This is a genomic window from Prevotella amnii DSM 23384 = JCM 14753 (genome assembly GCF_000378745.1).
GTDB classification, from domain to species: domain Bacteria; phylum Bacteroidota; class Bacteroidia; order Bacteroidales; family Bacteroidaceae; genus Prevotella; species Prevotella amnii.
This window is the reverse complement of sequence record NZ_KB905271.1, coordinates 19,624-33,808: the sequence shown is the minus strand read 5'-3', so window position 1 is coordinate 33,808 and position 14,185 is coordinate 19,624. Positions and strand designations below refer to the sequence as shown.

13 protein-coding genes are annotated in these 14,185 nt (G+C 41.8%); 9 read left to right on the top strand and 4 right to left on the bottom strand.

Features of this window, described 5'->3' with window-relative positions; genetic code table 11:
- Positions 1 to 76: 76 nt before the first annotated feature.
- The 4 genes from F596_RS0103760 (at position 77) to F596_RS11430 (ending at position 5,601) form a co-directional block, all read left to right on the top strand.
- Positions 77 to 1,393: an MFS transporter gene (locus F596_RS0103760; protein ID WP_008446445.1), complete on the top strand. Its 1,317-nt coding sequence runs from the start codon at positions 77 to 79 to the stop codon at positions 1,391 to 1,393.
- Positions 1,394 to 1,473: 80 nt separating this feature from the next.
- Positions 1,474 to 2,634, top strand: coding sequence for a galactokinase (galK, locus tag F596_RS0103755; protein WP_019035907.1), 1,161 nt, complete (start codon positions 1,474 to 1,476; stop codon positions 2,632 to 2,634).
- 175 nt (positions 2,635 to 2,809) lie between these two features.
- Positions 2,810 to 4,870: a carboxypeptidase-like regulatory domain-containing protein gene (locus tag F596_RS0103750; RefSeq protein ID WP_019035906.1), complete on the top strand. Its 2,061-nt coding sequence runs from the start codon at positions 2,810 to 2,812 to the stop codon at positions 4,868 to 4,870.
- A 287-nt stretch (positions 4,871 to 5,157) separates the two neighbouring features.
- Complete coding sequence (locus F596_RS11430) at positions 5,158 to 5,601, top strand: hypothetical protein (RefSeq protein ID WP_019035904.1); 444 nt, start codon at positions 5,158 to 5,160, stop codon at positions 5,599 to 5,601.
- Positions 5,602 to 5,873: 272 nt separating this feature from the next.
- On the opposite strand, the gene F596_RS0103735 is transcribed toward F596_RS11430, so the two are convergent.
- Both F596_RS0103735 and efp read right to left on the bottom strand, forming a co-directional pair.
- On the bottom strand, positions 5,874 to 6,956 hold the full coding sequence (locus F596_RS0103735) for a glycosyltransferase family 2 protein (protein ID WP_019035903.1): 1,083 nt from the start codon (positions 6,954 to 6,956) through the stop codon (positions 5,874 to 5,876).
- A 162-nt stretch (positions 6,957 to 7,118) separates the two neighbouring features.
- Positions 7,119 to 7,685 carry an elongation factor P gene (gene efp, locus F596_RS0103730; protein ID WP_008446726.1) on the bottom strand — a complete coding sequence of 189 codons (567 nt, stop codon included), beginning with the start codon at positions 7,683 to 7,685 and terminating at the stop codon, positions 7,119 to 7,121.
- A gap of 221 nt (positions 7,686 to 7,906) precedes the next feature.
- Here efp and rpmH point away from each other — a divergent pair, with 221 nt between their 5' ends.
- The 5 genes from rpmH (at position 7,907) to F596_RS0103705 (ending at position 11,770) form a co-directional block, all read left to right on the top strand.
- Positions 7,907 to 8,062, top strand: coding sequence for a 50S ribosomal protein L34 (gene rpmH / locus F596_RS0103725; protein WP_008446714.1), 156 nt, complete (start codon positions 7,907 to 7,909; stop codon positions 8,060 to 8,062).
- 123 nt (positions 8,063 to 8,185) lie between these two features.
- Positions 8,186 to 8,953: a PASTA domain-containing protein gene (locus F596_RS0103720; protein WP_008446447.1), complete on the top strand. Its 768-nt coding sequence runs from the start codon at positions 8,186 to 8,188 to the stop codon at positions 8,951 to 8,953.
- A gap of 9 nt (positions 8,954 to 8,962) precedes the next feature.
- Positions 8,963 to 10,048, top strand: coding sequence for an RluA family pseudouridine synthase (locus F596_RS0103715; RefSeq protein WP_008446439.1), 1,086 nt, complete (start codon positions 8,963 to 8,965; stop codon positions 10,046 to 10,048).
- 44 nt (positions 10,049 to 10,092) lie between these two features.
- Positions 10,093 to 11,091, top strand: a complete 999-nt coding sequence (locus tag F596_RS0103710; RefSeq protein ID WP_019035902.1) for a D-alanine--D-alanine ligase — start codon at positions 10,093 to 10,095, stop codon at positions 11,089 to 11,091.
- 22 nt (positions 11,092 to 11,113) lie between these two features.
- Positions 11,114 to 11,770 (top strand): NigD1/NigD2 family lipoprotein, encoded by a 657-nt coding sequence (locus F596_RS0103705; RefSeq protein WP_019035901.1) that lies wholly within the window; start codon positions 11,114 to 11,116, stop codon positions 11,768 to 11,770.
- A 71-nt stretch (positions 11,771 to 11,841) separates the two neighbouring features.
- Here F596_RS0103705 and kbl read toward each other — a convergent pair whose 3' ends face one another.
- Together kbl and F596_RS0103695 are read right to left on the bottom strand one after the other, a co-directional pair.
- Positions 11,842 to 13,029 (bottom strand): glycine C-acetyltransferase, encoded by a 1,188-nt coding sequence (gene kbl / locus F596_RS0103700; RefSeq protein ID WP_019035900.1) that lies wholly within the window; start codon positions 13,027 to 13,029, stop codon positions 11,842 to 11,844.
- A gap of 108 nt (positions 13,030 to 13,137) precedes the next feature.
- The gene (locus F596_RS0103695; protein WP_019035899.1) at positions 13,138 to 14,130 is read right to left on the bottom strand and encodes a glycosyltransferase; all 993 of its coding nucleotides are present in this window, start codon (positions 14,128 to 14,130) and stop codon (positions 13,138 to 13,140) included.
- Positions 14,131 to 14,185: the final 55 nt, after the last annotated feature.

The following is a 14,185-nucleotide window of genomic DNA, read 5'->3' as shown; positions in this document are numbered from 1 at the left end:
GGAGCTTGAATATAAACATTTTGGCTCACTATTAGCTTATTTGCACGTAACAAAAATAAAATAAATAAAAACAAAGATGAGTAACACAAAACAAAATGGTAGTATTATTGCGATCATCACAATGATGTTTTTGTATGCAATGATTTCGTTCGTAACTAACTTGGCTGCACCTATTGGTGTAATATGGAAGAGCACTTTCACTGGTTCGAGTGCAAACACAGTGGGCATGCTGGGTAACATGGCAAACTTTTTGGCTTACCTTTTCATGGGTATTCCGGCAGGAAAATTGCTTACAAAGGTGGGCTATAAGAAGACGGCTCTTTTCGGTATAGGCATAGGTTTCTTGGGCGTTTTAGTGCAATACCTTTCAGGTTTCTGTGGTGAGTGTGGTGCTGTAACGGGTTTTTCGGTGTACCTTTTAGGTGCTTTCACTGCAGGTTTCAGTGTTTGTACGCTTAACACTGTGGTTAATCCGATGCTAAACCTTCTTGGTGGAGGTGGCAACAGGGGCAACCAGCTCAATATGATAGGTGGCACGCTCAATTCTCTTGCAGGTACGCTTACGCCTTTGTTTGTAGGTGCTTTGATAGGTCAGGTAAGTAAAAACACAGCCATTAAGGACGTCAACCCTGTGCTTTACATTGCTATGTGTGTGTTTTTGGTAGCTTTCATAGTGCTTACTTTCATACCTATTAGCGACCCTGAGATAGGCAAAACGGATAAGCAGACCGTCTTTGAGGTAAGTCCGTGGGCTTTCCGCCATTTTGTTTTAGGTGCAATAGCTATATTTATATATGTAGGAGTGGAAGTGGGCTTGCCCGGTACGTTGATGTTTTACCTTTCAGATGTAAGTTCTAATGGTGGAGGTCTTAATGCGTTGGTGGCAACACAGATAGCTGGTGCTGTAGTGGCTACATATTGGTTTTGCATGCTTATAGGCCGTTTTGTAGGTGGTTTTATAGCCCATAAGGTGTCTTCTAAGGTTCTTATGAGCTGTGTTACGGTAGTGGCAATGGTGCTTATCGTGGTGGCAATGGTGCTTGGCAAGTCGAGTACGGTAACAATGCCGGTATTTACAGGAAAGTCTTTTGAGATAGTTAGTGTGCCTGTGGCAGCTCTTTTGATAGTGCTTTGTGGTCTTTGCACCTCTGTGATGTGGCCTTCTATATTCAATCTTGCTACTGAAGGTCTGGGTAAATATACCGCAGCTGCTTCCGGCATCTTTATGATGATGGTAGTAGGTGGAGGCATTTTGCCTTTGCTTCAAAATGTTCTGGCTGACTATACTACCTATCTTTTCTCTTACTTAGTGCCTCTCTTGGGTATAGCCTATATATGTTTCTATACTCTTGTAGGTAGTAAGAATGTGAATAAAGATATAAAGATAGATTAATAAAAGGTTTCTATTATCGCCCTCTTCTCTTAGTTATATTAGGGAAGGGGGCTTTTATAAATATAACTAATAAACAAATTATGGATATTAACTTTGTACGTTCACGTTTTGTAAAACATTTCGATGGCAAGACGGGTAATGTTTATTTCTCTCCTGGTCGTATAAATCTTATAGGCGAGCATACCGATTATAATGGTGGTTTTGTCTTCCCCGGAGCTATAGACAAGGGCATTATGGCAGAGGTTCGGCCTAATGGTACTGATACGGTAATGTGTTATTCTATCGACCTTAAAGACCGTGTAGAGTTTAAAGTAACCGATCCTGATGGTCCTCGTGCCACATGGGCAAGGTTTATATATGGCATGGTGCGCGAGTTTCAGGCTTTGGGTGTAGAGGTAAAGGGCTTTAATATAGCCTTTGCGGGCGATGTTCCTTTGGGTGCCGGCATGTCTTCTTCGGCAGCTATGGAGAGCTGTTTCGGCTGTGCTCTTAACGATCTTTTTGCCGATAACAAGGTGTCTAAGTGGGATATAGTCCTTGCTGGTCAAGCCACAGAGCATAAGTATATAGGTGTAAACTGTGGCATTATGGACCAGTTTGCCAGTGTTTTTGGTAAGCAGGGTAAGCTCATGCGCCTTGATTGTCGTAGCAGAGAGTTTGAATATTTTCCTTTCCACCCTGAGGGTTATAAGCTGGTATTGATAAATTCTAAGGTACGCCACGAGCTTGTGGGTAGTCCTTATAACGATAGGCGCAAGTCTTGCGAAGAGGTAGTAAAGGTGTTGGGCAAGCATTTCGCCGACAAAAAGTATGAAACTCTTCGTGATGCTTCTTTAGAAGAGCTTGAGGCAGTGCGCGAGCAGGTAAGTAAGGAGGATTATAGTCGTGCTCATTTTGTTTTAGGCGAGAAGGAACGTGTGCTTAAAGTGTGCGATTCTTTACAGAAAGGCGATTATGAAATGGTGGGAGCGATGATGTATGCTACCCATGAGGGTCTTAGCAAAGAGTATGAGGTGAGCTGTGAAGAGCTCGATTACCTTGTCTATATAGCTAAGAAGAGCGGCGTTACAGGTGCTCGCCTTATGGGTGGAGGCTTTGGAGGCTGCACTATAAACCTTGTTAAGGACACTGTTTACGACCATTTTATAAAGCAAGCCACAGAGCTTTTTGCAGCTAAATACGGTCATCGTGTAGAGGTCTATCCGGCTTTGATCAGTGAAGGCTCTCACAGAGTGGTTTGATGCTTTTTCTTTAGGTAAGCATCATAAGAGATGTATATATTAAGGTGTAGTGGTATGGCTCAAGGATAAAGGCTATACCACTATGTTATAAAGATATGAAGGCGGAGGCTGTATGTAGACAGCAGGCTTTGCCTATGGTTATAAGAACGCACTTTTTGTTAAGGAGAAAACAAGTATGCAGGCAAGAAAAAATATCATTTTAAGGATAACACTTATCTTTCTTTCGGTGTTTATGCTAAATGTTTCTATGATAAAGGCACAGGAAAAGAGTAACGTCTTCGACAGAATACTTAAGCAGGTAAAGTGTTTTCCACAGGAAAAGACCTATATACATACCGATGCCTCTACCTATCTTGCAGGCGAACGTATCTGGCTGAAGGTGTATGTGGTAGATGCTCTTAGCCACGAGCCCATTAACAAGAGCAGATATGCTTACGTAGAGCTTATAGCGGCTGACGGAGGACTGGCTGATCGCATAAAGATACAAGAGAAAAACGGGGCTTACTATGGATATATGGACATACCTGCACACCTTAGACAGGGGCGTTACCTGCTAAGGGGATATACATTGCTTTCGGCAGCGGTAGAGGGTTATGAAGACGTGCAGTACCTCGACATTATTAACGACAAAACTACTATAAAGCAAAAGCCCACCTCTTCTACCCCTCTTGGTATACTTGCAGCAAGACCTTCATTATTAAGTTTTACGCATAAAGACGGAAAACTCATCGTTTCCACTACCCTCGAAGGCGAACACTTTCTCTTAGCTCATTGCCGTGCCTATCCGTTTTTGTGTAAACCTATTACCAATACTCAACCCATAGCGATAGATAACGACTCCTTACCACAAGGGGTAATACAGCTTTTGCTCTTAGATAAGCATGCTAACGTGCTTAGCACAAGGCTCTTTCTCTCGGCTAACGACCAAGAAAGGCTCTCGCTGCCGCTATTGCCCAGTAAGCTGACATATAAGCAAGGAGAGCATATAAGGATACCTTTCGACAAGTCGATGCTGCATGAAGCAGAGCGTGCCGACCTGTCAGTATCTGTAAGAAGAGAGGAAGCACCCCTTAATAGCGATCGCACAAATATCCTTTCACAGCTCTTTTTAGCAAGCGATGTAAACACATTGCTACCTGATGCTGCCACTTTTTATAATAATCCGCACCTTGCTGATGAACTTTTATCTTCCTTTTCGTGGACAAGGTATAATATGGCTGAGGTTATAAAAGGTAAGTATTCTGCACCTTTAGCCACCGCAGAAGAGTCGGTTGCCTTAACGGGAAATGTGCGCACACTACTTCGACGCTTACCCATAGCTGGTGCAAAGGTAAGCCTCATAATACCTGCCTTAGGCTTTGCCAGTAACACCCAGACAGATAGCCTGGGAGGATTTGCCTTTAACGGCATAGATATACCTGCACGAACGGAATGCCTCGTTAAGGCTAACAAGCAAAATGGTAGTGAGCGCTTAGAACTGGTTATGCATGAAACCGATTACCCTGCACTGCCTACCAAAGAGCAGGTCTTACAGGCTGGTGCTACTTTTAATGTGAACGGCACTGACAATTATGAGCAGGTAGATGAAAAAAGCTTTGGAGGAATATTGCTCGATAATGTTAATGTGGTAACAAAGAAGAGCTATTCTTCCAGTAAGAGCGATGCTTATTCGCGTACATCAGAATATTCTTTTGGTGCAAAAGAGATTAACGATATCAATGCCACGTGCATACACGAACTTCTACGCCGTGTTCCCGGACTTTTCATACGAAAGGAGCAGTGTTATGTCAGAGCTGTAACCACAGTATATGGCAAGCAGCGTCCTGCGGCTATTGTCGTAGACGGAGTGTTTGCAGAAGAGGGTTACGACTTAGACCAGATAAACATGTCGGACATAGCTCGCATAGATGTATATAAAAGTGGCACCACCGTTATCTGGGGAGCACGAGGAGGCAGCGGAGTAATATCCATAACCACTAAAAGAGGGTGCGATACCGATGAGCCTATAGCCTCTACCAGTCAGAAGAAGGTAATGCCTTTAGGCTATGAAGTGGGTACCGACTTTTCGCGTCTTTCACAAAACAGCCGAACGGTATGGTGGAATCCTGTTATAATAAAACCTTATATAGAGTTTGATGCCCTACCCTTTACGGGCAATTATCACATTACTGTGGAGGGAGTAACCTCACAGGGACGCTTAGTACACGAAGAGTGTAACATAAAGGTGGAGAGGTAAGCCATGCCTCTTAGCTAAAGGATATGTAGCTTTAGGTAGTGGTAAGAGGCGAGATTATAATAATATTTCACCATAAAGTAATAAAAAAGAAGTGTTCTTTTGCTTCTGTTAGCCTTTTTATTAATGTAATAAATTATTTATAAAAAAAAGGTAAATAATGGCTTTTTGTGCAGAAGGTATTATTATTTTTATGTATCTTTGGCTCAAAGAAAATATAAACACTCCAAGAGAAGTTTCTCTAAGGGTGAAGGATAACATTAATGTATTAATTTTTAAAACGTAAGATTATGAATAAATTAGTTTTAGCCCTTATGGCAATGGGCATGATGGCAACATCAGTTTCTGCAAATACAATTACTCAAAGCGATAAGCCTGTAATAGAAAAGAAGCAGTGCTGCAAGGAGAAAAAGCAGTGCGCAGAAGAGAAGAAGCAGTGCGCAGAGGAGATGAAGCAGTGCGCAGAGGAGAAAAAGCAGTGCAGCAAGAAGATGAAGCAATGCCGCAAGGAGATGAAGCAATGCCGCAAGAAGATGAAGCAATGCCGCAAGGAGATGAAGCAATACCGCAAGGAGATGAAGCAGTGCAGCGTAGAGAAAAAGCAGTGCTGTAAGAAAGATAAGAAGCAGTGCTGTAAGAAAGGTAAGAAGCAGTGTTGCAAGATGGATAAGAAGTGCGGTAAAGAAAATAAGCAATGCTGCAAGGAAAATAAAAAATGTAGTGAAACAAAATAAAACGAAAAAAGGTAATCTGTGAAGACCCGTTGTAATTTTTTCAAAATTTAAATTTTTAAGGTTTAAAAGTTAGTGTACAGTGGTACACGCTAAGCAAATTTAATTATCGGAAGATGGCTTTTTACGAAGTAAAAGGTCATCTTTCTCGTTTAAAAACATCATCTTTTGCAGCATAAAACATCATCTTTTGTAGGGTAAAAGGTGATGTTTTGTAACGTGCTGAATGATAAATGATTAGAGAGGCGAGCGAGGCTCTTGGCGTATGGTTATGATTATTTGTAGAAGTTCTTTTGATATGCTTTAAATTCGCCTTGCCCTTTTACGCATCTTTTCCACCAAGCTTTTAAGAATCCGCATCCGTAGCTTGTTAGCTGTACAAAGGCAGCTATGATAGAGAGCAAGCCCACAGAGAGGCTCTTACTCTCACGTGTGGAGCAAACAAATATTAACATCGAGTAAAGCACGAGTGGGGTTAAGCCAAGCAAGATAAGTGCTGAAGAGCTAAAGTGTAAGAGCTCTTGTGTGTTATTTCCTGCCGTTGGGAAATAGTGGCAGCACTGAAGAAGGTAGCAGAACAGTCCGATAAGGGTTATAAGCAAGCATGCTCCTACGCCTAAAGTAAACACCATTGGTAGGAGATGTACCAGCTTTAGGCTTTCGGGATATTTCTTATATAGGTTGATGCGGGCAATGCCAGAATTGAACACCTGCCGCCAAAACTTTCTAAAGTCTGTGCGTCGTTTATGATATACCCATGCCTTAGGGAATAGTCGGCATTGTTTGTCTGCCTTAAAGATGCGTATAGAGAAGTCTATATCCTCACCGAAGCGCATCTTAGAGAATCCTCCCAACTCGGCATATACTTCTCTTTTCACACCCATGTTAAAAGATCGTGGATAAAACTTGTCGAGCTTTTTCTTACCACCACGAATACCTCCTGTGGTAAAGAAAGAGGTCATGGCGTAGGATATGGCTTTCTGTGTGTTGGTAAAGGAGTCATCGGCACGGTCAGGACCTCCAAAGGCGTCGGCATACTGCTTGTCAAGCTCTTCGTTAATAGCCTTAAAATATCCTTTTGGCACTACGACATCAGAATCGAGTATGATGAGATAATCGCCCTTAGCATGGTTTGCACCATAGTTACGGCTCTGCGATGGTCCGGAGTTAGGCTTGAAAAAATAGTGTATTTGTAGCTTGTCAGCAAACTGTAGGCATATATCCTTGCATGGCACACTGGAGCCATCTTCCACTATTATTACTTCAAAATTGGTATACTCCTGCCCCGATAGGCTTTCTAAAAGCTCTTTTACCTCATCAGGGCGGTTATAAACAGGCACTATGACGCTATATTTCATGACTTTATGGTTATAGTAAGTAAAAAAGAAAGAGGTATGTTATACGTAAAGAGCAGTAAGAAGTTATAAGAAAAGGGTAAGAAAAAGGAGCTTTCAATAGGATATTCTCCCTAAGAAACCGCACTCTTTCTTACCCTCTTATATTTGCTTTATATTAATGTTTTATGCATTTACACGCCCCAGATAGCTACCATCGCGTGTGTCTATCTGTATTGTTTCCCCTTCGTTAATAAACAAAGGTACACGCACAACGGCTCCTGTCTCTAACGTAGCAGGCTTTGTAGCGTTGGTAGCAGTGTTGCCTTTAACGCCTGGCTCGCTGTGTGTTATCTTTAAAGTGGTCTTAGCAGGCATCTCAGCAGAAAGGATAGTGCCGTCGCTGGTATCAGTAACTACCTCTACAATGTCGCCTTCTTTCATATATTGAAACCCAGCTATCTGATGTTCAGAGATAGGAATCTGCTCGAAATTCTCTTGGTTCATAAATATAAACCCCGTAGGGTCCTGATAAAGATATTGGAAAGGGCGACGCTCTACGCGTACATCTTCCAGTTTGAACCCTACTTGGAATGTGCGGTCAATAACACGCCCGTCAGCTACATTCTTTAGCTTTGTTATCATAACGGTGTTACCTTTTCCGGGCTTACGGTGCTGAAAGTCTATACAAGTCCAAATCTTACCATCAAGACGGATACATGTTCCGATTTTGATTTCCTGTGAATTAATCATAATTTATTATTTATCTGATATATTATTTTATATTCTTTGCAGTTTTTTCTTATGCGCTGCAAAGTTACTTATTTTATACAAAAAACATAAATTATTGATGTAAAAATCGCTTAATTCTTGGTTAATCCAAAAAGATTAATTAATTTTGCAGACCTAAAAAGCGGTGTTTTATTATGCCTCTATAGTATAAATAGCACAATAACAAATAAAAAAACAATAAAATGAAAAGAACATTTCAGCCCCATAACCGTCGCCGTGTGAACAAGCATGGCTTTCGTGAGAGAATGGCTACAAAGAATGGACGTCGTGTTTTGGCGTCTCGTCGTGCAAAAGGTCGTAAGAAGTTAAGTGTTTCTGACGAGCATCACGGCAAGTAACAAGTAGTTTTCCCTTATGGGATTTTAATGCAAAACGGAAAGAAGTGAGGGGCAAACTTTGCTTCTTTCCGTTTTTTTATATACCTTTGTTTCGTTATTATATGTAGAAATACGTCAAGAGGAATGAGTTCGCAAAACGTCTTTAAAAAGCTAAGCTGTACATATATATGGGGTAATATACTGGCAATGGTTATCATTATGTTACTCCTTGGGATAGGTATTAAATATGGCATAGATTATTATACCTGTCATGGTGAGTCTATTGTAGTGCCTAATGTTATACATAAGCAGTATGATGAGGCTGAGCGTATAATGGATAAGGCGGGTCTTACTATAGAGGTTTCTGATACGGGCTATGTAAAGGAGCTTCCTCCTGACTGTATTTTAGAGCAGACGCCTCGCAGCGGTAATCGTGTGAAGTCTACCCGTACGATATATGTTACCATAAATGCTGCCACAGCACCTACGCTTGTAATTCCAGACATTATAGACAACAACTCCTTGCGAGAGGCGACGGCGCAGCTGCTCTCTCAGGGCTTTAATGTGGGCGAGCCAGAGTATATACCGGGCGAGAAAGACTGGATCTATGGCATCATAGTAAACGGTAAGCATGTGCAGGCTGGCGACCGTGTGCCTATAGACGCAAAGATTATTCTTCAGGTGGGCGATGGTACGCGTGAGATACTTCCCGGAGACAGTCTTGATGAGCCACAATATGAAGAGGTGCAGGTAGAAAAGAAGGTGCCTAAGTATGATGAGGTATATGAATATGTGGAAGTGCCTGTAGACGAGAACGGCAACGAGATACCTACGAACAGACCGCTTACGGTGCCTTCAGTGCCTACTGTAAAGAAAGAGTCGCAGCCTAAGGATAGGGGTGTAGATAAATGATAAATCATTATGGAATATATAGACGACGACGATGAGGAGCTGCTTTTAGAGCCTGAAGAAGATAGCCCGGAAGGCTTAGAGCTGTATGAACACTTTAAGATAGAGGTGGACAAGGGGCAGAAAGCGGAGCGTATAGACAAGTATCTCTTTGAGCGTATGCAGCATTCCAGTAGGAACCGCATACAAAAGGCTGCTCAGGCTGGTTTTATACATGTAAATGGCAGTCCGGTGAAGAGCAATTATAAGGTGCGTCCAGAAGATGTTATTACCTTAATGCTCGATCGTCCTAAGCACGATAACACTATTGAGGCAGAGGATATTCCTTTAGATGTGGTGTATGAAGATGACAGCTTAATGGTGGTTATGAAGCCCGCAGGCCTTGTGGTGCACCCCGGCGCAGGCAACTTTCATGGTACGCTTATAAATGCTATAGCATGGCATCTGAGAGGATTGGCGTCTTTCGATGCTAACGACCCTGAGGTGGGGCTGGTGCATCGTATAGATAAAGACACAAGCGGGCTGCTGCTCATTGCTAAAACTCCAGAAGCAAAAAGCTCTTTAGGTAAGCAGTTTTTTTATAAAACCACTCATCGCAGCTATATAGCCTTGGTGTGGGGTAACATAGTAGATGAGCAGGGGCGTATAGAAGGCAACATCTCTCGCGACCCTAAGGACAGACTTCGCATGACGGTGTTTCCACCTGAAAGCGATATAGGTAAGCCTGCCGTAACCCATTATAAGGTAATAGAGCGTTTTGGATATACTACCCTCATAGAGTGTGTGTTAGAAACGGGGCGCACTCATCAGATACGTGCCCACATGAAGCACATAGGTCATCCGCTTTTTGGCGACGAGCGTTATGGAGGGCGTGAGATTCTTAGAGGGCAACGGTCGAGCTCATATAAGGCTTTTGTGCAGAATGGTTTTAAGATATGTCCGCGACAGGCCCTGCACGCTAAGACATTGGGCTTTGTACACCCCGTAACAGGCGAGCAGATGGACTTTACAAGCCCTTTGCCAGACGACTTATCGGCTCTCATAGATAAGTGGAGAGGTTTTATAAAAGGCAGTGATGGAAGGATAAAGACAGAATAACATTTATAAAAACATATATATATTACAGTAATATAGACAAAGAGATGAAAGATTTAAAGAGAACTATAGCCATTGTATGTGGCGGCGATTCGTCAGAGCATGATGTATCTATGCGCTCTGCTCAAGGTATATATTCCTTTTTCGATAAAGACCGTTATAACATATATATAGTAGATGTGAAGGGTACCGACTGGCACGTCGATCTGCCTAATGGTGATATTGCTGCTATAGATAAGAACGATTTTTCGTTTGTAGTAGATGGTAAGGCTGTGTTTTTCGACTATGCTTATATTACCATTCATGGACAGCCGGGAGAGAACGGCATGATGCAAGGCTACTTTGAGCTTATCCACTTGCCTTACTCTACCAGTGGTGTGCTTGTAGAGGCTCTTACCTTCGATAAATATGTCCTTAACAATTACCTGCGTGGTTTTGGTATTAACGTGGCTGATAGCATCTTGGTGCGTCGTGGCGAATCTATAGATGAGAAGCTTGTAGAGGCTCGTTTAGGAATGCCTTGCTTTGTTAAGCCTGCTGCAGACGGTAGTAGCTTTGGTGTGTCTAAGGTAAAGAATGCAGACCAGTTAGCACCTGCCCTTCGTGTGGCTTTTATGGAAAGTAATGAGGTAATGATAGAGAGGTATCTTCAGGGAATGGAGATTTCGCAAGGTGCTTATAAGACAAAGGCGAGCGGAACGGTAGTGTTTCCTGCTACAGAGGTAGTTACAAAGAACGAGTTCTTCGATTATAACGCAAAATATAATGGTGAGGTGCAGGAGATAACACCTGCCAGAATGAGCCCAGAGACAGCCCAAAAGGTATCAGCACTAACAGATAAGGTGTATAACATACTACATGCTAACGGCATAATTCGCATAGATTACATCATATCTAAAGACGAACAGGGCAACGATGTTATTAATCTGCTTGAGATAAACACCACACCGGGAATGACACCTACGAGCTTTATTCCACAACAGGTGCGTGCTGCAGGGCTTGAGATGAAGGACGTTCTTACAGATATTGTAGAAAACCAGTTTTAAGAAAGTTAGCCTATTATAGTAGATGAAGAAGCTCTTTGTAATAGTATTCCTATTAGTAGCTATGGTATCATGTAAGTATGGCTTATATGAAACGGGCGATTCGGAGCTATCTTATCTGCGTGCCGACTTTGTAGAAGCCTCTACCAACGGGGTAGGAGCTTTTACCTCTGCTGTAACTGATGATGGTGTTTCTTTAACATTGTCGCCTGCTCTTAATGTAGACTGGAAGCCTAAAGCAAGGGCTGTTTATCGTGCTATGCTATATTATGATAAGGTGGAAAACGGGGTTACCAAACCTATATCGCTACAAAGCGTCTTGTTGCTAAAGCCTAAAACTAAAGATGAGGAAAAAGAGTGGCACACCGATCCGCTTGGATTGGAGAGCATCTGGATAAGCAAGAATAAGCGGTATATAAACCTTTCCTTAATAATTAAAAAGGGAAGCAACACCTTTTCACATTCAGCACAAAAGATAGGAGTGGTAAAGGAAGCTGTTACAAAGCATGAAAAGGGTAAAGCCTACCACTTCCTCCTTACACATTATCAGGCAGGGCAGCCAGAATATTATAGCGTAAAGGGGTATGTCAGTATTCCTATTTATAACTATCACTCTGGCGACTCTTTATATATCACCGTAAATACATATAAGGGTAAGGTGGTAAAATCTTTCCTATTGTAATAAGCATAATAAAAGGTGTACTTACATATACGCATATATCGTAAGTACACCTTTTATGGTTTTGTTATAGTTTATTTCAAAACACCAAGCTCTTTGCCCACTTTTATAAAGGCAGCAATACACCTGTCGAGGTGCTCGCGCTCATGTCCTGCAGAGAGCTGCACACGTATACGAGCTTGCTCCTTAGGCACTACGGGATAATAGAAGCCAGTAACATAAATGCCTTCTTGCTGCATCTTGCTGGCAAAAACTTGTGATAGCTTAGCATCATAGAGCATTACCGCACATATAGCACTTTGTGTAGGCTTAATGTCGAAGCCAGCAGCAAGCATGTTATCGCGGAAGTAAGCCACGTTATCTATAAGCTTATCGTGTAAAGCATTGCTCTCTTTAAGCATTTTAAACACCTCTATAGAAGCCCCAATAATGGCAGGAGCTAACGAGTTAGAGAACAGATAAGGGCGGCTACGCTGACGAAGCATGTCTATAATCTCCTTTCTACCGGTAGTGAAACCACCTAAAGCACCGCCAAAGGCTTTACCCAGCGTACCCGTATAGATGTCCACCCTGCCATAGGTATGGCACAGCTCGCTTACACCATGACCAGTAGCGCCTACTACACCTGCCGAGTGCGACTCGTCTACCATTACCAACGCATCGTACTTTTCTGCCAGATCGCATATCTTATCCACAGGAGCCACGTTGCCGTCCATAGAGAACACACCATCGGTAACAATGATGCGGAAGCGTTGTGCCTGAGCTTCTTTTAAGGCACGCTCAAGGTCTGCCATGTCAGCGTTTTGATAACGGTAACGCTTTGCTTTACAAAGGCGTACACCATCTATGATGGACGCGTGGTTAAGCGAGTCGCTAATGATGGCATCTTCTTCTGTAAAGAGAGGCTCAAAGACACCCCCGTTAGCATCGAAACATGCAGCATAGAGGATAGTATCCTCAGTTTTGAAATAATCGCTTATGGCATCTTCCAGTTCTTTGTGTATATCTTGTGTGCCACATATAAAGCGCACAGACGACATACCATAACCGCGCTTATCCATCATCTTCTTAGATGCCTCTATTAAGCGAGGGTTATTGGACAAGCCAAGATAGTTGTTAGCACAGAAGTTAATCACTTCTTGCCCTTTCACATTAATAACAGCCTGCTGAGGACTCTCAATGAGACGTTCCTCTTTGTATAGGCCTGCATTACGAATCTCAGCGAGTGTAGAGCTGAGAAAGTCTTTCATTTTTCCGTACATAAGGCTTTTATTTAAGTTTTTATATTACAAAGGAAATCAATAAATTTGAAATAAGGCAATAATATGTATAACTTTTTATGCTTATCTTCCACTTTTTTTTCTTTGTTCTCAGTATTTCCTTGTTAAGAGAAATCTAAAGTTTAATATACCATGTATCAGTATTTTTTTCTTGAAAGAGTAGTTGCTTCCTTTTAAAGGATATAGCCCCTCTTGGGTTAATTTATCTATAACAATCTTGTTTACACCTATCTTATTATATAGTTTTCTGTTCCTAAATAGCGAAAGAACTAACCCGAAGAGTACGTCGTATACTCTTTTATTTATGGTTTTAGATAGTAGAGGGTCTGTAGAAGAGTATTTTTTTGCCGATGCGATAAACGACTTTACTATGACAATCTCATCGAGCATATACTTTATTTTCTTCTCTGGCTTTAACGATTTGCTCGTAGAGTTGTCATGATGAATATATCTATATGGTGTATCATCACTAAAGAGTACTTTAGAAGCAAAGGGCATAAGGCGGTAAGTAAGCTCTACATCTTGGTGAGTAATGCCAGGGGTAAAGAAGATATTGTTATCGAAGAAAAGTGTTTTCTTTATTATCAGTGCACATACCGATGAGGGTAGGTATCCCTCTATCATAGCTTCTTTACCTGATATTATCTTTTGATGAGTTACTAAAGGCTGCACACACTCCTTTCCGAGGTCTTCGCCTTGCTCTGAAACCTTTTTGAGCTGTATTGCTAAAATATCTATTTCAGGGTGTTTCTTTAGAGTTAATAATATGTTGTTAGCAGCTTTTTCTATACTGTCATCGGCATCAACACACCATATATATTCTCCATTTGCAACCCTGATGCCATAGTTTCGTGCTGTGCTCTGCCCTTGGTTTTCTTGTTTTAGATAGTGTATGAAAGGGTGTTTGCAGACGTACTTTTCCACTATCTTAGCACCGTTGTCTATCGATCCGTCATCGACTACTATTATTTCGTACTCGCCTTGTTGTAGGTCTGAAGAGGTGATAGAGCCTAAGCAATTATCAATATACTTTTCGGCGTTGTACATTGGTATGATGATACTTATTTTACACTTACTTTCCATGTTATGTGTTTAAAAAGGATATATAGTTAAAGTCGTCTAAAAAGCGTTTTAATCC

What these genes read in the sequence shown, in the direction of transcription:
- F596_RS0103760 (WP_008446445.1), top strand. Translation starts at nt 77, where the DNA reads ATGAGTAACACAAAACAAAATGGTAGTATTATTGCGATCATCACAATG.
- galK (WP_019035907.1), top strand. Translation starts at nt 1,474, where the DNA reads ATGGATATTAACTTTGTACGTTCACGTTTTGTAAAACATTTCGATGGC.
- F596_RS0103750 (WP_019035906.1), top strand. Translation starts at nt 2,810, where the DNA reads ATGCAGGCAAGAAAAAATATCATTTTAAGGATAACACTTATCTTTCTT.
- F596_RS11430 (WP_019035904.1), top strand. Translation starts at nt 5,158, where the DNA reads ATGAATAAATTAGTTTTAGCCCTTATGGCAATGGGCATGATGGCAACA.
- F596_RS0103735 (WP_019035903.1), bottom strand. Translation starts at nt 6,956, where the DNA reads ATGAAATATAGCGTCATAGTGCCTGTTTATAACCGCCCTGATGAGGTA.
- efp (WP_008446726.1), bottom strand. Translation starts at nt 7,685, where the DNA reads ATGATTAATTCACAGGAAATCAAAATCGGAACATGTATCCGTCTTGAT.
- rpmH (WP_008446714.1), top strand. Translation starts at nt 7,907, where the DNA reads ATGAAAAGAACATTTCAGCCCCATAACCGTCGCCGTGTGAACAAGCAT.
- F596_RS0103720 (WP_008446447.1), top strand. Translation starts at nt 8,186, where the DNA reads ATGAGTTCGCAAAACGTCTTTAAAAAGCTAAGCTGTACATATATATGG.
- F596_RS0103715 (WP_008446439.1), top strand. Translation starts at nt 8,963, where the DNA reads ATGGAATATATAGACGACGACGATGAGGAGCTGCTTTTAGAGCCTGAA.
- F596_RS0103710 (WP_019035902.1), top strand. Translation starts at nt 10,093, where the DNA reads ATGAAAGATTTAAAGAGAACTATAGCCATTGTATGTGGCGGCGATTCG.
- F596_RS0103705 (WP_019035901.1), top strand. Translation starts at nt 11,114, where the DNA reads ATGAAGAAGCTCTTTGTAATAGTATTCCTATTAGTAGCTATGGTATCA.
- kbl (WP_019035900.1), bottom strand. Translation starts at nt 13,029, where the DNA reads ATGTACGGAAAAATGAAAGACTTTCTCAGCTCTACACTCGCTGAGATT.
- F596_RS0103695 (WP_019035899.1), bottom strand. Translation starts at nt 14,130, where the DNA reads ATGGAAAGTAAGTGTAAAATAAGTATCATCATACCAATGTACAACGCC.